This is a genomic window from Actinomadura sp. NPDC000600 (genome assembly GCF_040492135.1).
Taxonomy (GTDB): domain Bacteria; phylum Actinomycetota; class Actinomycetes; order Streptosporangiales; family Streptosporangiaceae; genus Spirillospora.
In genome coordinates, this window is sequence record NZ_JBEUPD010000009.1 from 35,883 (window position 1) to 61,817 (window position 25,935).

The following is a 25,935-nucleotide window of genomic DNA, read 5'->3' on the forward strand; positions in this document are numbered from 1 at the left end:
TCGGATGACGCCCGGACCCGGCCCGGGCGCCATGAATTCCCCAACCCGCGGCGACCCGCCCGGGTTTTCAACCGTGACCGGCGTCACTGCGTACCGCGCTGACCTGCGCAGGAGTGCGCGCATTGGGCCGGGTTTGCGGACGGCGCCGCCCCGGCCGCGATTAACCTCCCGTATCGGGCACTAACCGCCTGCCCGCGCGGTAATGCGCAGGTGACCGCAGTGCCTGATCAACCCCGTACCGGTGGACGTGGACGAATAACGCCCGAGGGCCCGGCCCCGAAATCTGTTGCCGCGGCAGGACGGGCGCGGTCCTCGCCCTGCTCGCGCCGCGGAAGCGGGGTGCCGACCGGTGTCGCGAAATCAGGAGATCGGGACACAATCCCACCGTCTGCCCCAGTTCTTCAACCCGGCCCCGGAGACCGGCGGAGCCACGCCTCAGGCCCGGCTTCCACCGCGCGGGGCATGCCGTGCGAAAGGTCCGTTCCAAGGGCGAGGGCATGCCATCCGGAGTAAGTCCAGGCCCGCTATCAAGCGGTCGCGTTCTGGCCGCGGCAACGGCATCGGAGGGAACTCTCAAAGCGGAGGCGACGTCCGGGACGAGACACATCCCGCCGGTTTCAAGACCGCAACCGGAAGGAACGGGCATATGCCGCCCACCCCTAGGGCGCCGGAATCAGCGAGCATCTCGGCGAAAGCATGTATAGCGCATGCGAGCGGAGTCGCGTGCGCGCCGGCGCGCACGCGACTCCGTGGTATCGGACGGGCGGTATTGGAACCCCGCGAGCACCGCCCGGCACCCGGGAGATGCCCTCAGAAGGCCGAGGATTCGGGCCGGGGGCGCTTTACCACGAGCGTCCCGGCGACCCTGTCGTGAACGGCCTGGCGGCTCGTGCCCTCGAACACGGCCCCCGCGTTCACGACCCAGAAGATGCTCGCGAGCAGACCGAGAACGGGAATCGGGCGCAGCCCGATCGGCACCGAATAGACGGCGGCGCGCAGAACGCAGCGCAGGACGTCCGGACGCGCGTGCGCACCGGAGGACTCGGCCTCCCCCGGAGGCGCGCTCTCCTCGGGCTTGGGGGCCGTCACGGGCACGAATCCGGGCACGGAAACGGGTATGGCCGACGCGCCCCCGGGACCGGCGGCCCCGGCGGCCTCCCCGGCCCCCTGTGCCGCCGCTCCAGGGGCCTCCTGAGCGGTCGCCGCGACCACCTCGATGCCCGCGACGCGCTTGCCGAGCGTCCGGCCCCAGAGGGCGAGCTGGACCGCCTCGTAGAGCAGCATGCATCCGGCTACGGCTGTCGGAGCCACGACGTCCGCCGTGTGCCCGGACACGAGCTCGCGGACGACGAGAACGACGGGGATGCCGACGACGAGCGTGTCGACGACGCGCGCGAGGAGCCTCTGTCCGGGCTCGGCGAGCGGTGCCGCCATCGTGGCCTTAGCCCGCGTACTCGGAGTACTCGGAATCGTCATATCCGACCCGCTCGTCGATGACGAGCGTGCCGGCGAAGCGGTCATGCAGTGACTGGTGCAGGGGCTGGTCCCAGATCGCCCAGAGGTAGGCCATGAGTGCGCCCGCCCAGACAAGCACCATCCCGTACGCGGCGTAGTCCCACACCATCACCGCCAAGACGAGGAAGAAGAAGACGCCGAGCTGGTAGCCGACGTGGGTGATCCCCGCCCGCCAGACGGCCTGCGTCGTGGTGATCGGGCTGCCCGCAGGACGCGCCTGGACGACGCCAAGGCCGAGGACGCGCTTCCCCAGCGTGCGCCCCCACATGGACAACTGGACGGCCTCGTAGATGAACGGCAGCACGGACAGCACGCAGAAGAGGGTGAAGATGATGGGCCAGTTCCACACGCCCCCCTCGTCCTCGGTCTTGCTGCCGGGCTTGCCCAGACCGAAGGCACCGATCGTCACCGGAAGGACGAGGGCGAACCCGAAGACCGCGACGAGCGCGTTGTCGATGATCCGGGCGCCCGCCCGACGGTGGATCGGCGCCAGCGCCAGATCACCGCCGTCGTCGTAGGAGCCGTGGTGGTCGTAGGAGCCGTGGTCGTCATAGGCGGGCTGCTGGTTCCACTGCTGCTGCGACTGCCACTGCTGCTGGGGCTGCTGGGGCTGCTGCTGCCACTGCTGCTGGGACGACGGCTGCTGCTGCGGCTGCTGCCACTGAGGACCTTGGTACTGGGGCGGCGGGCCGTACGAACCCTGCCCCTGCTGGGGCCGATAAGGCCGCCCGCTGTGGGGGGAATCGCTCATTTGAGTCAGTCCTCCAGGCGAAGCAACATCCGGGTGTTGCCCAACGTATTCGGCTTGACCCGGTCGAGGTCCAAGAACTCTGCCACGCCTTCGTCGTAGGAGCGGAGAAGTTCCTCGTACACCTCAGGCGCCACCGGAGTCCCCAGGATCTGCTGGAAGCCGTGGCGGGCGAAGAACTCCACCTCGAAGGTAAGGCAGAACACCCTCCGCACGCCGAGTTCCCTTGCGGTCTCCAGGAGGCGGGTCACGATCCGGTGCCCGATTCCCCGTCCCCCGCACTCCTTCTCGACCGCGACCGAGCGGACCTCCGCGAGGTCCTCCCACATGACGTGGAGGGCGCCGCACCCGACGACGCGCCCAGGCGTCCCGTGCTGGATGTCCTCGGCGACCCAGAACTCCTGGACGTCCTCGTACAGCTTGACCGTCGTCTTCTTCAGCAGGCGCCGCCCCGACCCGGCGTACAGATCGACGAGCCTGCGTATCTCCTGGACGTCGGCGGTGCGGGCACGCCGGATCACGACTTCCACAAACAGGCGAGATTATCGAACGCCGCCGCTCGCCAGGGGCACCCCTCCGCGCAGGCGGCCGAACGCGCCGCCACCGCGCCGCGCCACCTGCCAATTCGCATGTTCTGGTTGGCATCCCATGCGGGTTCCGTTAGTGTCCATCGCTGACGTCGGCCGACCGCAGGACGGAGGCCGAACCGCCGAGTCCCAAGGCCGCAACCAGCGTCCTGGGAGCCGGGGACCCACTTTCGGAGCGTTTCGGGGGATCGCCCTGACGACCAACCGTGAGGGGTGAATCCGCAGCCGCGAGCGATCGCTCGCGCGCGGCCGCGGACGGGCTGCTCCGGCCCCAACCCGTCAGCTAACCCGGTAGGCGGCTGAGGAGAGGAGTATTCGTGAAGCGATCGCGGCATGCTTCCCTTTCACGCTTCTACGGGCGCGCGGCCACGGCGGTCGGCGCGCTCATCGTCGTTTCGGCCGCTCCGTACGCGCTCGTCCCGCACACGCTCGCCGTCGCGCACGCCGACCCCGACCCCTCGGCCAAGGAGCTGAGGACGAAGGCCCTCAAGCTCGCCGACCAGCTGGAGCAGCTCACCGAGCAGTACAACGGGCTGAAGGTCAGGCTCGCGCAGTCGCAGCGCGCCGCCAAGGTGGCCACGGAGAACGCCAAGCGGCAGGAGAAGACGCTCGAGACGCTCCGCCAGAAGGTCGGATCCCTCGCGGCGACGAGCTACATGCAGGGCGGCTCCGACCCCACGGTCTCCTTCGTCGCCTCCCAGGACCCGCAGTCCATCCTCGACCAGGCCGCGACCCTGCACTACTTCGCCAAGCAGGACAGCACCCAGGTGCTCGGGCTCATGCAGGCCATGCAGTCCGCGCAGCGGGCCCGCAAGTCCGCCGAGTCCCGCGCCAAGCAGGTGAAGGACCTGAAGTCGCAGCTCGAGTCGCAGCGCACGAAGGTCACCGACGCCTACGAGAAGATCCGCGGCAAGCTCGTCGACAAGGACCCGACCCAGCTCGCCAAGCTCCCGGTCGTCGGCACCGGCAAGGCCGCGCAGGCGCTCCGGTACGCGATGAGCAAGATCGGCCGCCCGTACGTGTGGGGCGCCGCCGGGCCGAGCACCTTCGACTGCTCCGGCCTCACGATGTGGGCCTACAAGCAGGTCGGCATCAACCTGCCGCACTACACCGGCAGCCAGTGGAACGCGGGAACGCACGTGTCGCGCAGCGAGCTCCAGCCCGGCGACCTCGTGTTCTTCTACTCCGACCTGCACCACATGGGCATCTACGTCGGCGGCGGCAAGATGCTGCACGCCCCGCAGACCGGAGACGTCGTGAAGATCGCCTCCATGGACGGACGCCCCTTCGCCGGCGGAGTGCGGGTCGCCTGACCGGCGGCCCGGCAGGCAACGCGTACGACGATCGATAACGCCGTGCCTCCGGACTCGTCGCGCCGACCGTGCCGGATGAGGACGGGCACGTCGATCCGGGCGGACGTGTCGGGCAGGGCGGCCCTGCCGGCCGTCGGGCCGGCTCAGGGGGCGTGCCCGGTTCGAACGCCGTCCGCGGCGGCGCCTTCTGCAGGGACCTACCTGCCAGGGCGCCGGCGCCGCCGCTGCGGGGTCGGACGGAATTCGAACGAGCCGCCATTTCTCCGGATGACGCCCGCCGTCCCCTGGCGAGCGTCGGGGGTGCAGGCTAGATGAGCTGCCTTCGGGCCGCCCACACCACGGCCTCGATAGGGGTGTTGACCTCCAGCCGGTCGCAGATCGTCCGCAGCCGGCGCCGCAAGGTCCGAGCGCTCAGTTCCAGCTTGCGCGCCGCCACATCGGCGGTGACACCGCTGGCGATCTGGGCGAGCAGTCGGATCTCCTCTTCGCTCAGCCCGAAATCGTCGGTGCCACGACGTGCGAGTGTGGCTGCTGTTTCCACTCCGTCCTCCCTCGTCCGTGGTGATGACCGCGGGGATGCAGCCGTCCGCTGCACAGGCACGGGTTGGCCTCGATCTGTACGCGCGTTGGGTTGCCGGGTCCGGACCCTTCCGGACTTAGATCATCGGGTTCCTTTGCTGTCTCACGCGCTTGGCCGGAGGTGGCCGCATGGCCGATTGCGGGGGTGTACGGGGGAACTCCGGGTGACGATTCACTCGTTGCCCTGCCGAGGGAGACGGGATGAGATCGCCAGCCATCCGCACCCGCCCCTCCCGCCGAACTCACCGGTCCTCGCAAGTGAACGAAGATCGTGAATCGTTTCAAGCTACGCTTCGGCTCGGAACGCTAGGCGGCCGGATCCGGCCCGTCAAGCGCCGGTCAAGAGCGCTACGCGCCCGTACGTTCACCATGTGTGACCGTGCATTCGGTGCCACGCCATGCAAAACTCCACTACCTGGGAAAACGCCCATGGAGCGGGACGAGGAGCGAGTTGCCACAGACCAGCATCCGTGAGGTCGCGAGGCGCGCGGGCGTCTCAGTTGGGACCGTTTCGAATGTCCTAAACCGGCCAGATCTCGTGGCCGAAGCTACCCGTGACCGTGTCCGCGCGGCGATCGAGGAGCTCGGGTTCGTCCGCAACGAGTCCGCGCGCCGGCTCCGCACGGGCCCCGAACGGACCGCGGGCGAGTTCGGCGACCAGCCGCGCCGGGCGTTCGGCGTGGTAGTGGAGGACCTCACCAACCCGTACGCGACCGACGTCGCGCGGGGCGCCGAGGCCGCGCTCAACGCGGCCGGACACGACGCGCTGTGGCTGTCCAGCGACCACTCCGCCGCCAAGGAGCGCCGCTCGCTGGAACTTCTCACCGAGCAGCAGGCCGCCGGGGTCCTGGTCATCCCGGTCAAGCTCGGCCCCCGCGACATCTCCCGGCTGCGCGCCGCGGGGATGAGCGTGGTGGTGATCGACCGGGACGCCGTCGACGTGTGCTCCGCCCGGGTCGACCACGTGGCGGGCGGCGAGACCGCCGCAGCCCATCTGCTCGGCATCGGACGCCGGCGCATCGCGTTCGTGACGGGCGTCCCAGAGCCGCAGCCCTGCGTCGAACGCCGCTCCGGAGCCGCCCGCACGATCGTCGAGGCGGGTCTCGGCACGCCGCCCGTCCTGGTCAAGGACGCTCTGAGCCCCACCGAGGGGCAGGCCGCCGCACACGAGATCATGGCCATGTCGCCGGTGCCCGACGGCGTGTTCTGCGCCAACGACCTGCTGGCGATCGGCCTGATCAACGAGCTGACCCGGCTCGGCGTCCGCGTCCCCGACGACATCGCCGTGGTCGGCTACGACGACATCGAGCTCGCGGCGAGCGCCGCCGTGCCGCTCACCACCATCCGCCAGCCGCGCCGCGAGCTCGGCTGGGAGGCCGCCGAACTCGCCATGGCCGAGATCGGCGAGGGCAAGTCGCACCAGCACCGGCAGGTCGTCCAGCGGCCCGAGCTGGTGATCAGAGAAAGCGCTTAGCGGCCCCCGTCCGCCCGCTATTGACATCTCGTCTCAGATTCGGGTCGGCTGGGGGCATGGAAGACAGGACGGGCCAGACCGCGGAGGCCGGGGCGACCGCGGTCCTGGGCTTCGATCCGGGCGATCCGGCTTTCCGGGCCGACCCGTACGCCCATTACCGAACGCTCGGGGCCGACGGCCGCGGCCTGCACCGGACGGACGTCGGGTTGCGCGTCACCTCGTCCTACGAGCTGTGCGAACGGGTCCTGCGCGACCCGCGGTTCGGGCACCGCCCCACGGGCGGCGGCGTGTGGCGCGAGGTGCAGGGCCGGCACCGGTCGTTCCTGACCATGGACCCGCCCGACCACACGCGGCTGCGCCGCCTGGTGAGCAAGGCGTTCACGCCCCGTCTCGTGGAGCGGCTGCGGCCCCGGATCGAGGAGCTCGTCGACGCCCTGCTGGAGCCCGTCTCGGGCAAGGCCGATCTGATCGCCACGCTGGCCTACCCGCTGCCGGTCATCGTGATCAGCGAGATGCTCGGCGTCCCCGCCGAGGACCGCGACCTCTTCAAGGGCTGGTCCGACAGCCTCGCGCGCGGGCTGGACCCCGACTTCCTGCTGCCGGAGGCCGAGATCGCCCAGCGGGACGCGGCGCGCGAGGAGTTCGCCGAGTACTTCCGGGAACTGGCCGCCGAACGCCGGGCCGAGCCGCGCGACGACCTCCTGAGCGCCCTTGTGGGCGTCTCTGACGGCGGAGACGTCCTTTCGGAACAGGAACTGCTGGCGACGTGCATCCTGCTGCTCGTGGCGGGCCATGAGACGACCGTGAACCTCATCGGGAACGGCGCGCTGGCCCTGCTCCGCGACCCCGCGCAGTTGCGGCTGTTCCGGGAGCGGCCGGAGAACGTCCAAGCGGCCGTGGAGGAACTGCTGCGCTTCGACCCGCCGGTGCAGCTGACCCTACGATCGGCCCTGGAGGACGTTGACCTGAACGGGACGCTCGTCGAGCGCGGGAAGCTCGTCCTCCTGCTGACGGGCGCCGCCAACCGCGACCCGGCGGTCTTCGACGAGCCCGACCGGCTGGACCTGCTCCGCTACGCCGAGGGGCGTGACGCGCCGAAGCACCTGTCGTTCGGGCACGGCGTCCACTTCTGCCTAGGCGCCCCGCTGGCCCGGCTGGAGGGCCGCATCGCGCTCGGCAAGCTGTTCGAACGCGATGTGGCCCTCGCCGCCGACGACCTCGTCTACCGCGACAACCTCGTGCTGCGCGGGCTGCGCGAGCTTCCGGTCGTCATTCGGGCTTGACCAGCGGGAACAGGATCGTCTCGCGGATCCCCTTGCCGGTGAACGCCATGATCATGCGGTCGATGCCGGCGCCCATGCCGCCCGTCGGGGGCATCGCGTACTCGAGGGCGCGCAGGAAGTCCTCGTCCAGCTGCATGGCCTCGGGGTCGCCGCCCGCGGCGAGCAGCGACTGCTCGGTGAGGCGGCGGCGCTGCTCGACCGGGTCGACCAGCTCGGAGTAGGCGGTGCCGAGCTCCGTGCCGAACCCGATGAGGTCCCACTTCTCGGTGAGCAGCGGCTCCTCGCGGTGCTGGCGGGTCAGCGGGGACGTCTCGACCGGGTAGTCCATGACGAACGTGGGCTGGACGAGGGTGTGCTCGACCAGCTCCTCGAAGATCTCCTGGACGAGCTTGCCCTGGCCCCACTTGGGGTCCCAGGAGATGTCGCGGGCGTCCGCGAGCTTGCGCACGGACTCGATCGGCGTGTGCGGCGTGATCTCCTCGCCGAGCGCCTCGGACACCGCGCCGTACAGGGTGATCCGAGGCCACTCCGCAAGGCCGAGGTCGTACTCGGCGCCGTCATGGACGACCACGGTGGTGTCGAGGGCGGCGACGACCGCCTTCTGGTACATCCGCTGGGTCAGGTCGGCCATGTCGTTGTAGTCGAGGTACGTGCCGTAGGCCTCGACCATCGTGAACTCGGGGTTGTGCGTGGAGTCCGCGCCCTCGTTGCGGAAGTTGCGGTTGATCTCGAAGACCTTCTCGATGCCGCCGACGACGAGCCGCTTCAGGTACAGCTCGATCGCGATGCGGAGGTAGAGGTCCATGTCGTAGGCGTTGATGTGCGTCTTGAAGGGGCGCGCCGCGGCCCCGCCGTGGATCGGCTGGAGCATGGGCGTCTCGACCTCGAGATAGCCCTCCTCGTGCCAGAAGTCGCGGACCGCGCGGACGGTGGCGCTGCGCACCCGCGCCATCCGCCGGGCCTCGTCGTTGACGATCAGGTCGACGTAGCGCTGCCGGACCCGCGCCTCCGGGTCGGTCAGGCCGGCGTGCTTCTCCGGCAGCGGCCGCAGGCACTTGGAGGTGATCGCGAACCGGTCGGCCATGACCGACAGCTCGCCTCGGCGGGAGGTGATGATCTCGCCCTCGACGCCGACGTGGTCGCCGAGGTCGACCTCGCGCTTCCAGAAGTCGAGTTGCTCCTGCCCGACCTTGGCCAGCGACAGCATGACCTGGATGTCGCCGCCGGCGTCCCGGATGGTGGCGAAGCACAGCTTTCCGGTGTTGCGGATCAGCATCACGCGACCGGTGACGCCGGCCTTCTCACCCGTCTCGGTGCCCGGCTCCAGGCCGGTGTGTTTCGCGCGGATCTCGGCGATCGTCGCCGTCCGCGGGAAGGTCACCGGGTAGGGGTCGATCCCGCTCTCGCGGAGCCGGTCGAGCTTCTCCCGGCGCACGCGCATCTGCTCCGGGAGCTCGTCGAAGGTCTCGTCACTCACATCGCAAGGCTATCCAGCCCGTCCGGTGCGGGCGAACGACTTCGGCGCGATCACCGCGGCGAACGCGCCCCGGACGGGTCAGGGCGTGTTGCGCTCGTAGATGAGCCGGAGGCCGATGAGGGTGAGCCACGGCTCGAACACGTCGATGCTGCGGGACTCCTCCAGGACGAGCGGGGCGAGGCCGCCCGTGGCGATGACCGTGACCTCGTCCGGGTCGTCGGCGAGCTCCTCCGACATGCGCTCGACGATGCCGTCCACCTGCCCGGCGAAGCCGAAGATGATCCCGGACTGGAGCGCCTCGACGGTGTTCTTGGCGATCACGTTGCGCGGCCGGACCAGCTCGATCTTGTGGAGCTGCGCGCCGCGCGACGACAGCGCGTCGATCGAGATCTCGATGCCGGGGGCGATCGCGCCGCCCACGTACTCGCCCTTGGCGGAGACCGCGTCGAAGGTGGTGGCGGTGCCGAAGTCGACCACGATCGCGGGTCCGCCGTGGGTGTGGACGGCGGCGAGCGCGTTCACGATGCGGTCGGCGCCGACCTCCTTCGGGTTGTCCATCCGGACGGGGACGCCGGTCTTGACGCCCGGCTCCACGATCACCGCCTGCACGTCGCCGTAGTAGCGGCGGCACATCTCCCGCATCTCGTGCAGGACGGAGGGGACCGTGGAGCACAGCGCGATGCCGCTGATGTCGGTCTCGGCCAGCAGCGGGCTCTGCTGGACGAGCCCCTGCAGGACCACCGCGATCTCGTCGGCGGTGCGCCGCGGGTCGGTGTTGATCCTCCAGTGCTCGATCACCTCGTCGCCCTCGAAGAGACCGAGAACGGTCTGGGTGTTACCGACGTCGATGGTCAGCAGCATCAGGTCCCCGCTGTTCAGGTGAAGTCAAGGCCGATGTCGAACACGCGCGCCGAGTGCGTCAGCGCGCCGACCGCAAGGTAGTCCACCCCGGTCACGGCGACGTCTCGGGCCCGCTCCAGGGTAAGGCCACCACTGGCCTCGAGCTCCGCCCGCCCTGCCACGAGCCGGACCGCATCGGTCATCTCGGCGTCGGTCATGTTATCGAGCAGGATGCTCGTGGCCCCCACGGCGAGGGCCTCCTCGACCTGCGCCAGGGTGTCGCACTCCACCTGGACGTGCAGGGACGGGTAGACGGCGCGGATCGCCTCGTACGCCTTGGTGACGCCGCCGGCCGCCGCGATGTGGTTGTCCTTGATGAGCGCGGCATCGTGCAGGCCCATCCGGTGGTTGACGCCCCCGCCGCAGTGCACGGCGTACTTCTGCAGGGCCCGCAGGCCGGGGAGGGTCTTGCGGGTGTCGCGGACCTTCGCCTTCGTGCCCTCCATGGCGTCCATCCACGCGCGCGTGGCCGTGGCGATTCCAGACAGGTGCGTGAGCAGGTTCAGCGCCGTCCTCTCGGCCCTCAGGATGGCCCTGGTGGATCCGCTGACCGCGATGAGGACCTGTCCGGGGGCGACCCGGTCCCCGTCCTCCACCTTCGCCTCGTAGGCGACGTCCAGCATCTCGAAGACGAGGCACGCCACGGGCACGCCCGCGACGACACCCTCCTCCCGGGCCTTCAGCTCCCCGCTCGCGGTGTCCTGCGGCGCGAAGATCGGCGTGCTGGTGACGTCGACCTCGCCGTCCTCGGCCAGCGCCGTCCGGACGAGGTTTTCCACAGCCTGTGGATCGAGCCCGGCGGCGCTCAGCCTCTGCGAGAGTTCCGGTGTCATGAGCGCTTCCCTTCCAGAGGTTCGTAGGTGGTCGTCAGGACGTTCCCCGCCAGCCGGGTGACGAGGTGGCCGCGCCACGTCCCGTCCGCGCGCTCGGGGAAGTCCTCCCGCCAGTGGCTGCCGCGCGTCTCCTCCCGGCGCCGCGCCGCCGCCACGATCGCGGACGCGACGGTGTGCAGGTTGGTGGCCTCCCAGGCGTCCACCCCGGGCTCCGCGCCTCCGGGCGGCGCCCCGGCCCGTCCGAGCGCCGCCAGCTCCCGCGCCGCCGTCTCCAGCCCCTCGGCCCCGCGCAGCACCCCGGCAAAGGAGGTCATGATCCGCTGAACCTCCCCCCGCACCCCCGGCCCCAGCAGCCCGCCCCGCACACCTTCCGGCACCCCGTCCGCACCTTCCGGCGCGTGCGGTGCGGCGGCGGCGAGGTCGTGAGGTAGGGCTTCGGCGATCCTCGCGGCGAAGACCAGGCCCTCCAGGAGGGAGTTGGAGGCGAGGCGGTTCGCGCCGTGGACGCCCGTGCAGGCGACCTCGCCGCAGGCGTAGAGGCCGGGGACGGACGTGCGGCCGTGCAGGTCCGTGCGGACGCCTCCGCTGGCGTGGTGGGCGGCGGGCACGACGGGGATGGGCTCGGTCACCGGGTCGATGCCGTGGTGGCGGCACGCGGCCAGGATGGTCGGGAACCGGCTCTCCCACATCGCCGCGCCGAAGTGGCGGCCGTCGAGCAGCATGTGGGACGCGCCCGTCTCGCGCATGCGGTTGATGATCCCCTTGGCGACGACGTCGCGCGGGGCCAGCTCGGCGAGCTCGTGCCGTCCCACCATGAAGCGCACGCCCTCGTGGTCGACGAGGTGCGCGCCCTCCCCGCGGACGGCCTCGGAGATCAGCGGCTGCTGCCCCGACGCGCCCTCGCCGAGCCACAGCACGGTCGGGTGGAACTGGACGAACTCCAGGTCGGTGACCTCGGCCCCGGCGCGCAGCGCGAGCGCGACGCCGTCGCCCGTGGAGACCTCGGGGTTGGTCGTGGCGGAGAACACCTGGCCGAGCCCGCCGGTGGCGAGCACGACGGCGCGGGCGCGCACGGCGCCGACGCCGCCCGGCTGCCCAACGCCCATGACGTGCAGGGTGACGCCCGCGGCGCGTCCCGCGGCGTCCTTCACCAGGTCGAGGACGAGCGCGTGCTCGATCACCTCGACGCCGGAGTCCTTGAGCGCGGAGAGGAGGGCGCGGCTGATCTCGGCGCCGGTGGCGTCCCCGCCGGCGTGCGCGATCCGGCGCCGGTGGTGGCCGCCCTCGCGGGTCAGCGCGATGTCGCCGCCGGAGCGGTCGAAGGCGGCGCCGAGCGCGATGAGGTCGCGGACGGCGTCCGGCCCCTCGGTGACGAGCGCCCGGACCGCGTCCTCGTCGCAGACGCCGACGCCCGCGGTCAGGGTGTCGGCCAGGTGCTCCTCGGGGGTGTCGTCGGGCGCGAGCGCGGCGGCGATGCCGCCCTGCGCCCACCGGGTCGACCCGGCGTCCAGGAGGGCCTTGGTGACGAGCAGCACCCGGCCGTGCGGGCGGCAGCGCAGGGCGGCGACCAGCCCGGCGATGCCGGAGCCGATGACGACGACGTCGGTGTCGGTGGTCCAGCCGGGCGCGGGGGCGTGCAGAACGGAAGGGATCACGAGCCCTCCTCCGGGATCGGTTCTCGTCATTATGACTCTAACCCCGGAGAGGCCGGACCCCCGGCCCCCACCCAAGGGTCAGTTGCGGATCAGGTCGCCCCGCGTCGTACTGGTCCCGGGGACGGGCTCGGCGGGGTCGGAGCCCAGCGAGATGATCTTGTTGGAGCGGTCGACGTGCACGACGGCCGGGACGAACTCGCGGGCCTCGGCGTCGGTCATCTGCGCGTAGCTGATGATGATGACGAGGTCGCCGGGCTGCACCAGGCGGGCGGCGGCGCCGTTGATCCCGATGACGCCGGAGCCGCGCTCGCCGGCGATCAGGTAGGTCTCCAGGCGGGCGCCGTTGTCGATGTCCACGATCGAGACCTGCTCGCCGGGCAGCAGGTCGGCGGCGTCCATCAGGTCCTGGTCGATGGTGAGCGAGCCGACGTAGTGCAGGTCCGCCTGGGTCACCGTGGCGCGGTGGATCTTCGACTTGAACATCGTCCGGAACATCAGTGCTCCTTGCCGAAATCGAGGGGAACGTTGTCGATGAGGTGGGTGGCGCCGACGCGGCACGCGACGGCGAGGACGGCCCGGCCGGCGTGCGGTCCGGTGATCTCGGTGAAGGTCGAGGGGTCGACGAGGACCAGGTAGTCCAGCGCGAGGGGCGGGTCGGCGGCCTCGGCCTCGGCGAGGACGGCGCGCGCGGCCGCCAGGACGGCGTCCGGGCCGGAGGCGACGGCGTCGGCCCCGGCCCGCAGGGCGCGCGAGAGCCCGAGCGCGGTCCGGCGCTCGGGCCCGGACAGGTAGCGGTTGCGGCTCGACAGCGCCAGCCCGTCCGGCTCGCGGACGGTCGGCGCGCCGAGGACCTCCACGGGGACGTTCAGGTCGGCGACCATCCGCCGGATCATCGCGAGCTGCTGCGCGTCCTTCTCCCCGAAGACCGCCACGTCCGGCCGGACGAGGTTGAGGAGCTTCAGCACGACGGTGAGCATCCCGTCGAAGTGGCCGGGGCGGGCGGCCCCCTCGACGACCTCGCCCATGGGCCCCGACTTGATCGTGACCTGCGGCTCGTCCGGGTACATGACGTCGCGGGAGGGCGCGAACACGAGGTCCACGCCCTCGGCGGCGCAGGCCTCCAGGTCGGCGGCGAACGTGCGGGGGTAGGGGTCGAAGTCCTCGCCGGGCCCGAACTGGAGCGGGTTGACGAAGACGCTGACCGCGACCGTGTCCGCGCTGCGGCGGGCCTGCCGCATCAGCGACAGGTGCCCCTCGTGCAGGGCGCCCATGGTCGGGACGAGCGCCAGCGTGCCCGCGGCCTTCGACCGGGCCTGCGCCAGTTCCTCGCGCGTGCGGGCGACGATCGGTGTCACGCTCCGTCCCTCCACTCACGCGTCGGCGGGCGCCGGCCGGGGCCGGACTCGCCGGAAACACCAGAAGCCAATGCCGTTCCCTTCCTCGTCATCCGGCCGGCGCTCACACATCCGGTCGGCCCTGTCGGTCGGTCAGCACTTTCAGTCGGTCAGCACTCTCGGGTCCAGCACTTTCGAGGGCCGGCGCCGTCAGTCGGCCAGCGCTTCGAGGAGCCGTTCGGCGTCCTCCGGTCTGAGCATTCCGGCGCCGAGCGCGCGGTCGGCGGTGAGGCGGGCCAGCGCGACGTAGGCGCGGCGGCTCTCCGCCGACACCTTGGCCAGCTCGGCTACATGGTCGGTCACGGTGCCGGCGTCGCCGCGCGCGACCGGGCCGGTGAGCCCGTCGATGCCGAGGCGCAGCCCGTTGTCGAGGGCGGCGCCGAGGAGCGGGCCGAGCATCCGGCCGGGCTCGGCCACGCCCGCGGCGCGCAGCAGGTCCATGGCCTCCACGACCAGGGTGACCAGGTGGTTCGCGCCGCCGGCGAGCGCCGCGTGGTAGAGCGGGCGCGCCTCCTCGGTGATCCAGACGGGCTCGCCGCCCATCTCCAGGACGAGGGCCTCGGCGACCGGGCGCAGCGGCTCGGGCGAGGTGACGCCGAACGAGATGCCGGTGAGCCGGTTGACGTCGTCCGGGCGCCCGGTGAACGTCATCACGGGGTGCAGGGCCAGCGGCAGCGCGCCCGCGCGGGTGAGCGGGTCCAGCACGGCGGTGCCGTACCGGCCGCTGGTGTGCAGGACGAGCTTGCCGGTGACCGGGACGCCCGCGGAGACCAGCCCGGCGGCCAGCTCGGGGAGCTCGTCGTCCGGGACGGTCAGCAGCACCAGGTCCGCGGCGGCGACCACGTCCTGCGGGTCGGCGACGCCGGCCCCGGGGAGGCGTTCCTCGACGCGGGCCCGCGACCGCTCGGACACGGCGGTCGCGGCGACCACGCGGTGGCCCGCGAGGGAGAGCGCGGCCCCGAGCGCCGTGCCGACGCGGCCGGCGCCGACGACGCCGACCGCGAGCCGCGCGGGCCGGTCCTTCGGGGTCCCAGCGGGGACCGGCCCGTTTCCGGGCGTGCCGGAGGAAGGCGTGGCCTGTGGGTCCATCGGTTCGTTCCAGTCCTCAGGTAGGTACCGGACGTGCGCGCACCACAGTACCCGCGGGACCCGGCCGCGCGGTCCGGTGGGTGACGATCGTCACCCCGCCCCCCATTCAGTCATGCGCGAGGGACTCCACGATGGACGTCTTCGCGGCGCGCCGCGCTGGCAGCACGGCGGCGAGCATCCCGGCCGCGCCCGCGAGCACCACGAACCCGACGACCTGCAGGTAGGGCAGCGCGAAGATCGAGTCGCTCGCCATCGCGTTCGTCGCGGCCCAGCCGAAGCCCACCCCGAGCACGACCCCGGTGGCGGCGCCGATGACGGCCATGACCAGGGCCTCCACCGAGAGCATCCGGCGGAGCTGGCGCTTGGTGAGGCCGAGGGCGCGCAGGAGCGCCGACTCCCGGGTGCGCTCCACGACCGACAGGGTCAGCGTGTTGGCTATGCCGAAGAGCGCGATGACGATCGCCAGCCCGAGCATCCCACCGAAGATCATCAAGACCGTGTCGATGGCCTTGGTCATCGACTCCTTGAACTCGGCGGACGATTCGACCTTCGCCGCCGGGTAGGGGCGCGCGGCCTCGTCCACGGCTCGTCGCGCCTGGTACGCGGACAGGTCGTCACGAGTCCTGACGTAGACGGCCTCCGGGTCCGTGGGGCCGAAGTAACGGGTGAAGTCCGACTCCGGGACGATGATCCCGTCAAGGCTCGCGCCCGCCCCGTAGACGGCGGTGACCTTCACCGGGACGATGCCGTGCGCCGTCCGGACCTGCAGGGTCTTCCCGAGGCCCCGGTCGGGCGCCTTGGCCGTCTCCTCGTCCACCATCGCGGTGCCCGGCTTCAGCGCGGCGTCCAGCGACCCCTGCTTGAAGTCCGGCTTCAGGAGCCTGCCGAGCGCGGACGTGGTGATCGTCGAGATGTCGTCCTCGTCACCGCCGACCCGGGTCTCCTTGCGGCGGGTCTCGACCGTGTCGGTGACCTCGGGCCGGGTGCGCAGCGACTCGGTCAGCGCATGCGGGAGGGTCCCGTCGAAGCTCTGCGGCCGGATCTGGAACTGGACGGGGAACTGCTCCTCCAGCTTCTGCGCCGCCGTCGCCTTGGCGCTCGCCGCGACCACCGCGAACAGGCTCATCAGCCCGACGCCGACGGTCAGCGCGATCGTCGTGGTCGCGGTGCGGCGGGGAGCGCGCTGCGCGTTCGCCACGGCCAGCCGCCCGGGGACGCCGCCGAGCCGCGCCGGGGCCGCGCCGGCGACCCGTCCGAGCGGACGGACGAGCGCCGGCATCGCCGCGATCACGCCGAGGAAGAACACGCCGCCGGCGAACGCGACCGCGTACATCGCCGTCTCGCCCTTGTGCATGACGAGGGAGCCCGCCACGCCGATGGCCAGGCCCGCGGCGCCGAGGAGGACGGCGAGGGCGGTGCGCACGAGGCCGAGCCTGAATCGTCCGCTGCCCGGTTCGAGGTCCGCGCGCAGCGCGGCCACCGGCGCGACCCGGGTCGCGGCGCGGGCGGGCAGCAGCGCGGACAGGACCGTCACCACGATCCCGACCACCAGGCCGACCGCGACCGTCCGCACCGTGAGGGACGGCCCCGCGACGGCGATGCGCTCGTTCAGTTTGTTCACCACGACCAGCGCGCCCTCGCCGAGGCCGACCCCGGCGACGATTCCGAGCAGCGAGCCGACCAGGCCCACCACCGCGGACTCCACCACCACGCTCCCGAACACCTGCCGGCGGGTCGCGCCGACGCAGCGCAGCAGCGCCATCTCCCGCATCCGCTGCGCGATCAGGATCGAGAACGTGTTGTAGATGACCAGGGCGGACACCAGCATCGCGACCAGCCCGAAGATCAGCAGCCCGGTCCTGATGATCTTGGTGTCGGCGCCCGCCGCCTTGGCCAGCCGCGCGCCGAGCTCCTCGCCCGTGTAGACGCGGTTGGAGCCGCCGGCGGCGGCCTTGACCGCCGCCCGGGTCCCGCCCGCGATGTCGAGTTCGCGGTAGGTCTTCTCGCCGGTCATCCGCATCGCGGTCGCCGGGTCGAAGCCCACCGCGCCGCGGAAGCTCGCCTCCTGGTCGATGCCGAAGTCGACCAGCCCGACGACCGTGAACCTGTGCGGCCGGTTCCCCTTGTCGAGGATCGTGACCGTGTTCCCGACCGAGAAGCCCTCCCGCTTCGCCAGCTGACTGTCGAGGACGGTCTCGCCGACGCCGGCCGGAGGCCGTCCCTTGTCGATCTCGTAACGCAGCAGGCGTCCGGACGGCACGGACATCCCGACCGTCGGGAAGTCGCCGACCGCCTTGCCGTCCTTGCCGACGAGCGCCGCGTCGCCCTGCACGGCGCCCTGGACGTCCGTGACGCCGGGAAGCGCCTTCATCTCGCGGAGCAGGGCCGGCGAGATGCCCTGGTCGGGGTCGTCGCTCTTGGGCAGCACCGCGTAGTCGACCTTGTCGGCCGACCTGGCGAACGTCTTGGAGACGCCCTTGTCCAGCGTGTCCGTCAGGACGAACGTCCCCGAGATGAAGCCGACGCCGAGGGTGATGGCCACCGCCGTGAGCAGCAGCCGCAGCTTGTGGGCGCGCAGGCCCGCCAGAGTCGTCCGCAGCATCACGCCCCCAGCGCCTTGAGCCGGTCGAGGACGGCGTCCGGGGTCGGCCGGAGGATCTCCGACACGATCTCCCCGTCCCGCAGGAACACCACCCGGTCCGCGTACGAGGCGGCCACCGGGTCGTGGGTGACCATCACGATCGTCTGCCCCATCTCGCGGACCGAGGCGCGCAGGAACCCGAGGACCTCGGCGCCCGCGCGGGAGTCGAGGTTGCCGGTCGGCTCGTCCGCGAAGATCACCTCGGGGCGGGCGACGATCGCGCGGGCGCACGCCACCCGCTGCTGCTGGCCGCCCGACAGCTCGCTCGGACGGTGCCCCAGCCGGTCCCGCAGCCCCAGGGTCTCGACGACCCGGTCGAACCACGCCGGGTCGGGCTTGCGGCCGGCCAGCTCCATCGGCAGCAGGATGTTCTGCTCGGCGGTCAGCGTCGGCAGCAGGTTGAACGCCTGGAAGACGAACCCGACGCGGTCGCGGCGCAGCATCGTCAGCTGCCGGTCGCCCATCCCGGTGATCTCGGCGCCGCCGAGGACGATCCGCCCGCCGCTGACGGTGTCCAGCCCGGCCAGGCAGTGCATCAGCGTGGACTTCCCGGACCCCGACGGGCCCATGATCGCGGTGAACGCGCCCTTGGCGAACCCGACGCCGACCCCGCGGAGCGCGTGGACGGCCGCGTCACCGGACCCGTACACCTTGGACACGCCCTCGGCGGTGACGGCCGGCGGCGCCGAGGCGGCGGGGGCTCCCCCTGGGGGTTCGGCGAACGTGCTGGTCACGGTGACTCCTTCATGGTCGTGGAGGGACGCGCTCCACGCTAGGAATCCGCGCCGCCCCTGCCATCGACCCGGCGGCCACGCTCCGCCTCACTCTCACGGCCATTCGGGGATCCTTCGTACGACCTGAGTCGTACTCCCCCGTCCCCCCATCAACCGACCCCGCCAGGCCCGCGCACACGTAGGCGCCGGAGACATCACGGGTCACCGGCGCCTCGTTCACGGCTCAAGCATCCGCCCCGACGACGGGGATCAGGCCGCGACCACGGGCTACGCGGGCGGGTCGGTCTGGCCGCTTCGGACCAGGCCCGTCTCATAGGCGAACACGACGGCCTGAACCCGGTCGCGCAGGCCGAGTTTCATCAGGATCCGCCCCATATGGGTCTTCACGGTGGCCTCCGAGACGTACAGCCGCGCGGCGATCTCCGCGTTCGACATCCCGCGCGCCACCAGCCGGAGGACCTCGTTCTCCCGGTCCGTCAGGCTCTCCAGCGCCCCGCTCGCCTTCTGCCGCGCGTCCGGCAGATGCACCGCGAACCGGTCGAGCAGCCGCTTCGTCGTGCTCGGCGCCACCACCGCGTCCCCCGAGTGAACCGCCTTGATCGCCTCGATGAGCTGCGCCGGGCCCGCGTCCTTCAGCAGGAACCCGCCCGCGCCCGCCTTGATCGCGGCGAACGCGTACTCGTCCAGGTCGAACGTGGTCAGGATGACGACCTTCGGCCCGGACCGCGCCACCACCTGCCGCGTCGCCTCGATCCCGTCCATGCGCGGCATCCGGACGTCCATGAGGACCACGTCCGCCCGCGTGCGGCGCAGCAGGTCCAGCGCCTGCAGCCCGTCGCCCGCCTCGCCGGCGACCTCGATGTCGGGCTGCGCGTCCAGCACCATCTTGAACCCGGCCCGCACCAGCTCCTGATCGTCCACGAGCACCACCCGGATGGGCGCCGCCACGTCGTCGACGTCCGTCGTCATGCAACCTCCCTGTTCACGACACCCCACACGCCCGGCGAAAGCCGCCGCAGGCCCCGGTCCCGCCCGCCGCGGCCGGTCACGCGGCGACCTCCTCGCGCACCGGGAGGCTCGCGGCCACTTCGAAACCGCCGCCGGCGCGCGGACCGGCGTGGACCGTGCCGCCGTACACGGCGACGCGTTCGCGCATTCCGGCGAGGCCGTGGCCGCGCCCGTCGTCGGGCGCGGCGGCGCCCCGTCCGTCGTCGACCACGCGGATCTCCACCGCGTCACCGGCGTAGTGCAGCCGGACCGACACGCTCACCTGCGGGCCACCATGCTTGAGCGTGTTGGTCAGCGCCTCCTGGACGATCCGGTAGACCGTGAGCTGCCGTCCCTCCGACATGGCCGCGGGGGATCCGTCCACCTCGAACGCCACCGCGAGGCCCGCCGCGCGGACCTGTTCGACCAGGTCGTCCAGCTGCGCCACACCCGGTTGCGGCGCGTACGCCCCCGCGTCGTCGTTCTCGCGCAGGACGCCGAGGAGCCGCCGCATCTCCGCCAGCGCCAGCCGTCCCGTCGAGGAGATCGTGTCGAGCGCCTGCCGGGCCCGCCGCACGTCGCTGTCGATGGCATAGGACGCCCCGTCCGCCTGCACCACGATCACGCTGACGTTGTGGGCCACCACGTCGTGCAGCTCGCGGGCGATGCGGGCGCGCTCGGCGGCCATCGCCACCTTGACCTCGTTGTCGCGCTCGCGCTCCAGCCGCTCGGCCCGCTCCTCGACCGAGCGCAGGTACGCCCGCCGCGTGCGCATGTGCAGGCCGAGGACGTAGACGCCCGCCACCAGCACCGTCATCATGACGAACGTCAGCCGCCGGTCGTTGGCGCCGGACGGGTAGCGGTAGGTCACCATGACCGACCCCACCTCGCCGACCAGCGCCGCCGCGAGCCCCCAGCGGAACGTGCATCCGGCCGTGACCGTGTAGAGGCCCATCAGGACGGCGACGTTCGCCGGTACCGGGATCACCCCCAGCACGCACTGGACGCAGGAGACCAGCGCGACGAAGGCGAAGACCGCCCGGGGGAAGGTCCGGCGCAGCACCAGCGGCCCGATCAGCAGGGTCGCCAGCAGCAGGTGGCGCACCGTGCCGACCTGGGCGGAGCCCCCCAGCAGCGACGGCAGGGAGAGGAACACCACGGGGAGCGCGTAGAAGGCGTCGACGAGCGGCTTCCGGCCCCGCAGCCACTCCCATGAGCTCGCCACCATGCCGACAGCGTACGTACGCGCTGGTCAGTCCGGGATCAGCCGCAGGTCGGACCCGCCTCCACCGCGAGGATGGCCCGTCCGGACTCCGCCACTCACGGTAACGTCGCTGGTGTGGAGTCGCTGGTTTCCGGATGGCTGACGTGGCGCACCGCGATGGAGCGGGCCCTGTACGGGGAGGACGGCTTCTACCGGCGCGAACGCCCCGCCGAGCACTTCCGAACCTCGGTGCACGCCTCGCCGCGGTTCGCCGCCGCCCTCACCCGCCTGCTGGTCGAGGTCGACGCCCTGCTCGGCCGGCCCGACCGGCTCGACGTGGTCGACATCGGCGCCGGGTCGGGCCGCCTGCTGAGCAACATCCTGGCCTGCGCGCCACCCGAGCTGAGCGCGCGGCTCGCCCCGACGGCGGTGGAGCTCGCGCCGCGTCCCGCCGACGTCCCGTCCCGGATCGTCTGGCGCCCCGACCTGCCCTCCGGCGTCACCGGCCTCGTCGTCGCGAACGAGTGGCTCGACAACGTGCCGCTGGACGTGGCGGAACGCACCCCCGACGGCGTCCGGACCGTGCTGGTCGACCCGTTCACCGGCACCGAGCGCCCGGGGCCGCCGCCGTCCGACGAGGACCGCGACTGGCTGGAGCGGTGGTGGCCGCTGCCCGAACCGGGCGACCGCGCCGAGATCGGGCATCCGCGCTGCGCCGCCTGGTCCGCGGTGATCGAACGCCTTTCCGCCGGCCTCGCGCTCGCCGTCGACTACTCGCACTCGCGCGAGTCGCGCCCCGTGTACGGGACGCTCACCGGCTACCGCGACGGCGCCACCGTCCCCGCCGTGCCGGACGGATCGTGCGACGTCACCGCCCATGTCGCGCTCGACGCCTGCATGGTCGCGGGGAAGCGCGCCGGCGCCACGTCCAGCCTCCTGACGACTCAGCGCGAGGCCCTGCGCGCCCTCGGCCTCTCGGGCGCCCGCCCCCCGCTGGACCTGGCCCACCGCGACCCCCGCGCCTACCTCGCCGCCCTCTGCCACGCGGGCGAGGACGCCGAACTGACCGACCCGTCCGGCCTGGGCGGCTTCGGCTGGCTAGCCCAAACCACCGCCATCCCGCTCCCCCCTCCGCTGGCGACCGGTTAGCGCTCCACGTGGAGGGCTGTTAGGCCGCGGAGGATGAAGCCGGGCTTCCATTCCGGCTCGGCGGTCAGGTGGAGAGCGGGGGCCGCGCGCAGCATCGCGCCGAACGACTCCACGAGTTCGATGCGGGCCAGGGGCGCTCCCAGGCAGTAGTGGATGCCGAGGCCGAAGGTGATGTGCGGGTTCGGGTCGCGGGCGAGATCGAGCCGGTTCGGGTCGGCGAACACCTCCGGGTCGCGGTTGGCGGACGCGAACTGCAGCGCGACCTCGGCGCCACGGGGGATGTCGACGCCGGCGACCCTGATGTCCTCCAGCACCCAGCGCTCGAACATGGGCGCCGGGGTGTCGTAGCGGAGCAGCTCCTCGACCGCGGTGGGGACGAGCGACGGGTCGGAGCGGAGGCGTTCCAGCTCACCGGGGTTGCGGAACAGCGTCCACCAGCCGTTGCCGGTCGCGTTCACCGTGGCCTCGTGGCCCGCGTTGAGGAGCAGGACGCAGGTGCCGATCAGCTCGTCCTCGGTGAGCCGGTCGCCCTCGTCCACGACGTGCGCGAGCGCGGAGATGAGGTCGTCGCGCGGATCGCTCCGCCTGGTGCGGGCCAGGCCCCGCAGGTAGTCGGAGAACTCCACGGCGGCGCGGACGGCCGTCCGCTGGGCCTCCTCGGGCGGGTTCAGCTCGTACATGCCGCAGATGTCGGCCGACCAGGGGCGCAGCAGATGCCGGTCCTCGACGGGGACGCCGAGCATCTCGGCGATCACGTTCACCGGCAGCGGCTCGGCGACCTCGGCGAGCAGGTCGCCGCCGCCCCGGTCCGCGAGCCCCGACGCCAGTTCCTCGGCGAGGCGCCTGATCGTCGGGCGCAGGCCCTCCACCATCCGCGCCGTGAACGCCTTGGACACGAGGCGCCGCAGCCGCGTGTGCGTGGGCGGCTCCACGTCGAGCATCCCGGCGCGGATCAGGTCCCAGAACGGCTTGAGGAAGTCGGGCTCGGCCATCTGCCCGAACTCCTCGTGGGTGGCGATGTGGAGGTACGACCGCCCGAGGCGCCGGTCGCGCAGCAGCGCGTCGACGTCCTCGTACCGGCTGATCACCCACTGGCCGGTGGGCTCGTGGAAGAACACCGGATGCTCGGCCCGCAGCCGCTCGAACACCGGGTACGGGTCCGCCACGAACGCGGGGGACCAGGGGTCATAGGCCAGATCGCTCATGCCCAGACGATATGTGCCTCGCACCACCGGCCTGCCCCTTTCTGACGGTGTCGGCCCGCCCTCCCCCCTCGGGCGGGCCGACGCGTTCCATCGTCGGGGGACGCCGAGGGGCTCGGAAGCAGAACGCGATTCTGTGGAAAACCCGTCCGGGGTCGCGGCTTGGCGCCGGCCTTCGGCACTGCGCGCAGCGCGAGCGCATCATGGGGGTATCCGCCGGGGACCGATCCCGTCCGAGCCCCGCCCTCCGGGCGGCGGCACAGAACGGATCCGGGCGTCTCTAGCCATTTTCCCCGTGACGTGCAGGATGAGCAACGTGAAGAGGAATGACAAGACGATCAGGGACCACTCTCCGATCCCTTTCGGGAGGCCCAGGCGCAGTGTTGCGGATACCAACTCAAAGCCGAAAAGGACGAGGAGCACGGTTCGCATGAGCGCGATCAACTCCGCGCGCCGCCGCCAGTCCTGAAGGCCTGGATCATTCGCCTGCGGCAGCCCGTCCTCATATGCAGCCAACCGGTCCTTGACAGGACGCAGGGCGCCACGCAACCTCGCTCGGAGGACGTCGTAGAGTGGAAAGGCGGGAGGCAACGGCGAGAAGCTCGGAGCCCAGTCGGTTGAATAAGTGATCAGACCGCCACTGGAGCGCTCCTTGTTCATGAATTCCCTCGCGGCCGGGCGGAACTCCGGCAATTCGGGGACGGACGCGCGCTCTTCGGCGGAACAGCCTCGCAGCGCGCTGGCGACCTCGGCTCGGAACAGGTCGAACGCCTCCTCTGTCTCGGGGGCGACGAAGAGGAGCCGCTCGGGCGGCACGATACGGGTCGCCTGGAGGAATTCCCAGACGAGCCCGGAAGCGCCGTCGGTTCCCCCCGGGGTGGCGACCGAACGGGGATCAAGAGCGATGACGACCATTCGAGCCCGGGACATGAGGTCTTTGACCGGCTCTTCCCAGCCGTCCTGCGGCATGTACAGGCGCCGGGCTCCGGCGGGCGGCAGAGGCTCGCCGGGGATTCCCACGGCTATGACCGGCCCCAGGCCGCGCAGGGACGAGATCAGGTGTTCTTCGATGCTGTGGCCGGAGAAGAAGAACGTCCCGAGGTGCGGCAGCGACATCAAGGCTTCGGGGCGCAACCAGGACCGCTCGAGACCGGTCTTTTCCGCATCGCGGTAGAAGGCTCTGAGGTACAGGACGAACACGTCGCCGTCCGCGGGAAAAGGTGCGATCTTCGCGAGACGCCTTCTCCCGTTCAACCGGAGGAGTTGGCCGCAATGAACCACCGCCCCGCCCGCCAGCATCGACGGGAAGATGAGAAAGTACTCCCAGGAGAACGTTCGGCCGCTGTATCCCAAATAGAGAAGCATCCCCAGAGACATGGCCAGGCCGAGGAGTGACAGCAGCCAGCCCGAGATCCATAAAGCGATCCCGAACGGCTTCGATCCGGTTCTGGACAAGCCGGAATGGGAGGAGTCCGACTGGGCTGGATGAAGGTCCATGCGGCCGACTATAGAGACTCTGACACCGAGTCGAGTCGGTTGCCGCCCAACTTGCGGGCGATGGGGAGCTCGCTGTGGCGATTCCGGCGGAATTCCAGCTCCCGCGCTTCTCCGCCCCAGGTGACGAAACCGGGCCGCCCTGAGATGACTTCCTCTGGATGACCGTCAGCGGGCCCAGTGGGTGGGGTCCCCGCCGCCGGCGCGGCGGGCGGCGAGGGCCCGGCGCGCGGTGGACTCGACGATCGCGCGGGCCTCGCCGAGCTCGCGGTCCGCCGCGGACACCTGGACCGGGCCTGGGGGCGCGTCCACATGGACGGTCGCCAGGCCCAGCAGCCGCTGGAAGAGGTTCGCGGTCAACCGAACGCTTTGCGCGCGCGCGTGTGCGATCACGTCCGTGCGGCGGCAGGGCCACCCGTGCCGGGTCACGAAGACGACGTCGTCGGTGCCCGCGCCGTCCGCGTGGTCGATCGACACGGTCTTGGAGGACGCCGGGATGAGGGGGACGGCGTCCACGTGCGTCCCCGGGAAGACCTGCGAGACGAGGTGCATGGCGACGTGGCGCGGCGCGACGGGGAGCAGGGTCGACGACAATGCCTGCCGCTCGCCCGCGTATCCGGCGACCGTGACGTCGACGCGGGCCCATCCGAGGGTGCGCCAGATCGCCGGTTCGACGATGCTGACGGCCTGGACGCGTCCCGGCGGGAGCGTCTGCATCCGGGTCTCCAGCAGGCCGTAGCGCAGGCGGATCCCGTCCGGTGACATCGCCACCGTGAAGTTGGCGTACATGACCAGCGGCGCGATCACGGCTCGGATGAGGCCGAGCAGGACCGGGATGGTGACGGCCAGGATGCCGCCCTCCGCGTACAGCACGAAGAAGATGAGGGACGCGAGGAAGAGCAGCACCGTCCCCAGGACGGGCAGCCGCACGACCAGCGACCCGAGGAGCGGGCCGAACGACACGCGCCACAGGTGCCGTTCGGGGGCCTCCGGGGTGTGGCCCGGAAGCCCGGCGGCGCGGGCCAGGAGTTCGGCGCGCAGCTGTTGCGCCGACTGCCGTCCCAGGTAGCGGAGGGCGATCTCGCTCTTCTCGCCTCCTGCCAGTTCCACGCGCACTTCCGAAAGCGCGAACACCCGCGTCACGAGCGGACGCACGACGTCGATGGCCTGGATTCGCGAGAGCGGGATGCGCCGCGCGTTCTTGCGCAGGATGCCGGTCTCCACGACAAGGTCGTCTTTGTCGACGCGGAACCGCAGGGACAGCCACGTCCACAGGCCGGTCCCCACCGCGATGAACCCCATGGGGACGGTCACGATGATGAACCGCAGGATCACCTCGGGTGTGAGCGCCAAGGTGACGCCGCTGTCCGTCTGCGTCAGCAGGAGGGGGAAGCCGAGAAGGACGAAGTAGATGATGAGGAAGATGAACGCGCGCAGCGGGGCCGTCGCCCAGTGGAGCCTGTGCGTGCCCTCCGAGAACCGGACGGGCGGCCGTTGCGGCGGGCCGTACACATACGGCGGACGAGGCGGACCGTACCCAGGGCGTGGGGGCGGGTACGGAGGCCCCGGAGGGCGCCCGTAGGGGCCAGGCTGCCCGTGGGGCCCGGGTTGCCCTTGTGGTCCCGGTTGCCCATAGGGCCCAGGCGGGCCCGGTGGCCTGGGTCGGCCAGGCGGGCC

At 71.6% G+C, this 25,935-nt stretch carries 22 protein-coding genes and 1 riboswitch; of the genes, 4 read left to right on the forward strand and 18 right to left on the reverse strand.

Going from position 1 to position 25,935, the window contains the following annotated elements; all coding sequences use genetic code 11:
- Window positions 1–810 precede the first annotated feature (810 nt).
- Genes ABWI07_RS15370 through ABWI07_RS15380 form a run of 3 tightly spaced genes read right to left on the reverse strand, consistent with a single transcriptional unit; the run spans window position 811 to window position 2,793 of the window.
- Window positions 811–1,434, reverse strand: coding sequence for an RDD family protein (locus tag ABWI07_RS15370; protein ID WP_235036842.1), 624 nt, complete (start codon window positions 1,432–1,434; stop codon window positions 811–813).
- 7 nt (window positions 1,435–1,441) lie between these two features.
- Window positions 1,442–2,266 (reverse strand): RDD family protein, encoded by an 825-nt coding sequence (locus ABWI07_RS15375; protein ID WP_149259763.1) that lies wholly within the window; start codon window positions 2,264–2,266, stop codon window positions 1,442–1,444.
- A gap of 5 nt (window positions 2,267–2,271) precedes the next feature.
- Window positions 2,272–2,793: an amino-acid N-acetyltransferase gene (locus ABWI07_RS15380; protein WP_375708332.1), complete on the reverse strand. Its 522-nt coding sequence runs from the start codon at window positions 2,791–2,793 to the stop codon at window positions 2,272–2,274.
- A gap of 180 nt (window positions 2,794–2,973) precedes the next feature.
- Window positions 2,974–3,164: riboswitch (cyclic di-AMP (ydaO/yuaA leader) on the forward strand.
- 3 nt (window positions 3,165–3,167) lie between these two features.
- On the opposite strand from ABWI07_RS15380, the gene ABWI07_RS15385 reads away from it, so the two are divergent.
- Window positions 3,168–4,163, forward strand: a complete 996-nt coding sequence (locus ABWI07_RS15385; RefSeq protein WP_149259765.1) for a C40 family peptidase — start codon at window positions 3,168–3,170, stop codon at window positions 4,161–4,163.
- A gap of 307 nt (window positions 4,164–4,470) precedes the next feature.
- Here the strand turns inward: ABWI07_RS15385 and ABWI07_RS15390 are convergent, their stop codons facing one another.
- Window positions 4,471–4,704, reverse strand: coding sequence for a transcriptional regulator (locus ABWI07_RS15390; protein ID WP_141580236.1), 234 nt, complete (start codon window positions 4,702–4,704; stop codon window positions 4,471–4,473).
- A 426-nt stretch (window positions 4,705–5,130) separates the two neighbouring features.
- On the opposite strand from ABWI07_RS15390, the gene ABWI07_RS15395 reads away from it, so the two are divergent.
- Together ABWI07_RS15395 and ABWI07_RS15400 are read left to right on the forward strand one after the other, a co-directional pair.
- Entirely contained in the window at window positions 5,131–6,216 is a 1,086-nt protein-coding gene (locus ABWI07_RS15395) for a LacI family DNA-binding transcriptional regulator (RefSeq protein ID WP_353818929.1), read from the forward strand.
- Between the two features lie 56 nt (window positions 6,217–6,272).
- Window positions 6,273–7,499: a cytochrome P450 gene (locus ABWI07_RS15400; RefSeq protein WP_149259766.1), complete on the forward strand. Its 1,227-nt coding sequence runs from the start codon at window positions 6,273–6,275 to the stop codon at window positions 7,497–7,499.
- On the opposite strand, the gene lysX is transcribed toward ABWI07_RS15400, so the two are convergent.
- From lysX to ABWI07_RS15455, 11 genes are all read right to left on the reverse strand, one after another.
- On the reverse strand, window positions 7,486–8,940 hold the full coding sequence (lysX, locus tag ABWI07_RS15405) for a bifunctional lysylphosphatidylglycerol synthetase/lysine--tRNA ligase LysX (protein ID WP_235036896.1): 1,455 nt from the start codon (window positions 8,938–8,940) through the stop codon (window positions 7,486–7,488). The genes ABWI07_RS15400 and lysX overlap by 14 nt on opposite strands.
- A 114-nt stretch (window positions 8,941–9,054) precedes the next feature.
- On the reverse strand, window positions 9,055–9,837 hold the full coding sequence (locus ABWI07_RS15410) for a type III pantothenate kinase (protein ID WP_149259768.1): 783 nt from the start codon (window positions 9,835–9,837) through the stop codon (window positions 9,055–9,057).
- Window positions 9,838–9,851: 14 nt separating this feature from the next.
- Window positions 9,852–10,709, reverse strand: coding sequence for a carboxylating nicotinate-nucleotide diphosphorylase (nadC, locus tag ABWI07_RS15415; RefSeq protein ID WP_353818930.1), 858 nt, complete (start codon window positions 10,707–10,709; stop codon window positions 9,852–9,854).
- Window positions 10,706–12,364, reverse strand: a complete 1,659-nt coding sequence (locus ABWI07_RS15420) for an L-aspartate oxidase (RefSeq protein ID WP_353818931.1) — start codon at window positions 12,362–12,364, stop codon at window positions 10,706–10,708. The genes nadC and ABWI07_RS15420 overlap by 4 nt, the downstream gene beginning before the upstream one ends.
- Window positions 12,365–12,442: 78 nt before the next feature.
- Window positions 12,443–12,859 (reverse strand): aspartate 1-decarboxylase, encoded by a 417-nt coding sequence (gene panD / locus ABWI07_RS15425; protein ID WP_089316894.1) that lies wholly within the window; start codon window positions 12,857–12,859, stop codon window positions 12,443–12,445.
- Window positions 12,859–13,719 (reverse strand): pantoate--beta-alanine ligase, encoded by an 861-nt coding sequence (gene panC, locus ABWI07_RS15430; RefSeq protein ID WP_353818932.1) that lies wholly within the window; start codon window positions 13,717–13,719, stop codon window positions 12,859–12,861. Before panC ends, panD begins: the two co-directional genes overlap by 1 nt.
- Before the next feature lie 189 nt (window positions 13,720–13,908).
- The gene (locus ABWI07_RS15435) at window positions 13,909–14,847 is read right to left on the reverse strand and encodes a Rossmann-like and DUF2520 domain-containing protein (RefSeq protein ID WP_353818933.1); all 939 of its coding nucleotides are present in this window, start codon (window positions 14,845–14,847) and stop codon (window positions 13,909–13,911) included.
- A gap of 106 nt (window positions 14,848–14,953) precedes the next feature.
- Window positions 14,954–17,449: an ABC transporter permease gene (locus ABWI07_RS15440; protein WP_353818934.1), complete on the reverse strand. Its 2,496-nt coding sequence runs from the start codon at window positions 17,447–17,449 to the stop codon at window positions 14,954–14,956.
- Window positions 17,449–18,222, reverse strand: a complete 774-nt coding sequence (locus ABWI07_RS15445) for an ABC transporter ATP-binding protein (protein WP_149259774.1) — start codon at window positions 18,220–18,222, stop codon at window positions 17,449–17,451. The genes ABWI07_RS15440 and ABWI07_RS15445 overlap by 1 nt, the downstream gene beginning before the upstream one ends.
- Before the next feature lie 267 nt (window positions 18,223–18,489).
- Window positions 18,490–19,191 carry a response regulator gene (locus ABWI07_RS15450; protein ID WP_149259775.1) on the reverse strand — a complete coding sequence of 234 codons (702 nt, stop codon included), beginning with the start codon at window positions 19,189–19,191 and terminating at the stop codon, window positions 18,490–18,492.
- A 76-nt stretch (window positions 19,192–19,267) separates the two neighbouring features.
- Window positions 19,268–20,437: a sensor histidine kinase gene (locus ABWI07_RS15455; RefSeq protein ID WP_149259776.1), complete on the reverse strand. Its 1,170-nt coding sequence runs from the start codon at window positions 20,435–20,437 to the stop codon at window positions 19,268–19,270.
- Window positions 20,438–20,548: 111 nt separating this feature from the next.
- Between ABWI07_RS15455 and ABWI07_RS15460 the strand changes: the two genes are divergently transcribed.
- Window positions 20,549–21,562 (forward strand): SAM-dependent methyltransferase, encoded by a 1,014-nt coding sequence (locus ABWI07_RS15460; RefSeq protein ID WP_353818935.1) that lies wholly within the window; start codon window positions 20,549–20,551, stop codon window positions 21,560–21,562.
- On the opposite strand, the gene ABWI07_RS15465 is transcribed toward ABWI07_RS15460, so the two are convergent.
- The 3 genes from ABWI07_RS15465 to ABWI07_RS15475 form a co-directional block, all read right to left on the reverse strand.
- On the reverse strand, window positions 21,559–22,767 hold the full coding sequence (locus ABWI07_RS15465; protein ID WP_149259778.1) for a cytochrome P450: 1,209 nt from the start codon (window positions 22,765–22,767) through the stop codon (window positions 21,559–21,561). The two genes, ABWI07_RS15460 and ABWI07_RS15465, sit on opposite strands and share 4 nt — an antisense overlap.
- Before the next feature lie 198 nt (window positions 22,768–22,965).
- Window positions 22,966–24,261, reverse strand: a complete 1,296-nt coding sequence (locus ABWI07_RS15470; protein WP_353818936.1) for a hypothetical protein — start codon at window positions 24,259–24,261, stop codon at window positions 22,966–22,968.
- A 165-nt stretch (window positions 24,262–24,426) separates the two neighbouring features.
- Window positions 24,427–25,770, reverse strand: a complete 1,344-nt coding sequence (locus tag ABWI07_RS15475) for a PH domain-containing protein (protein WP_235036844.1) — start codon at window positions 25,768–25,770, stop codon at window positions 24,427–24,429.
- Window positions 25,771–25,935: the final 165 nt, after the last annotated feature.

Excerpts from the sequence above, each read along its gene's own strand:
- ABWI07_RS15455 (WP_149259776.1), bottom strand. The coding sequence starts at position 20,437 with ATGGTGGCGAGCTCATGGGAGTGGCTGCGGGGCCGGAAGCCGCTCGTC.
- lysX (WP_235036896.1), bottom strand. The coding sequence starts at position 8,940 with ATGCGCGTGCGCCGGGAGAAGCTCGACCGGCTCCGCGAGAGCGGGATC.
- ABWI07_RS15450 (WP_149259775.1), bottom strand. The coding sequence starts at position 19,191 with ATGACGACGGACGTCGACGACGTGGCGGCGCCCATCCGGGTGGTGCTC.
- panD (WP_089316894.1), bottom strand. The coding sequence starts at position 12,859 with ATGTTCCGGACGATGTTCAAGTCGAAGATCCACCGCGCCACGGTGACC.
- nadC (WP_353818930.1), bottom strand. The coding sequence starts at position 10,709 with ATGACACCGGAACTCTCGCAGAGGCTGAGCGCCGCCGGGCTCGATCCA.
- ABWI07_RS15410 (WP_149259768.1), bottom strand. The coding sequence starts at position 9,837 with ATGCTGCTGACCATCGACGTCGGTAACACCCAGACCGTTCTCGGTCTC.
- ABWI07_RS15440 (WP_353818934.1), bottom strand. The coding sequence starts at position 17,449 with ATGCTGCGGACGACTCTGGCGGGCCTGCGCGCCCACAAGCTGCGGCTG.
- ABWI07_RS15435 (WP_353818933.1), bottom strand. The coding sequence starts at position 14,847 with ATGGACCCACAGGCCACGCCTTCCTCCGGCACGCCCGGAAACGGGCCG.
- ABWI07_RS15470 (WP_353818936.1), bottom strand. The coding sequence starts at position 24,261 with ATGGACCTTCATCCAGCCCAGTCGGACTCCTCCCATTCCGGCTTGTCC.
- ABWI07_RS15370 (WP_235036842.1), bottom strand. The coding sequence starts at position 1,434 with ATGGCGGCACCGCTCGCCGAGCCCGGACAGAGGCTCCTCGCGCGCGTC.
- ABWI07_RS15400 (WP_149259766.1), top strand. The coding sequence starts at position 6,273 with ATGGAAGACAGGACGGGCCAGACCGCGGAGGCCGGGGCGACCGCGGTC.
- ABWI07_RS15465 (WP_149259778.1), bottom strand. The coding sequence starts at position 22,767 with ATGAGCGATCTGGCCTATGACCCCTGGTCCCCCGCGTTCGTGGCGGAC.
- ABWI07_RS15375 (WP_149259763.1), bottom strand. The coding sequence starts at position 2,266 with ATGAGCGATTCCCCCCACAGCGGGCGGCCTTATCGGCCCCAGCAGGGG.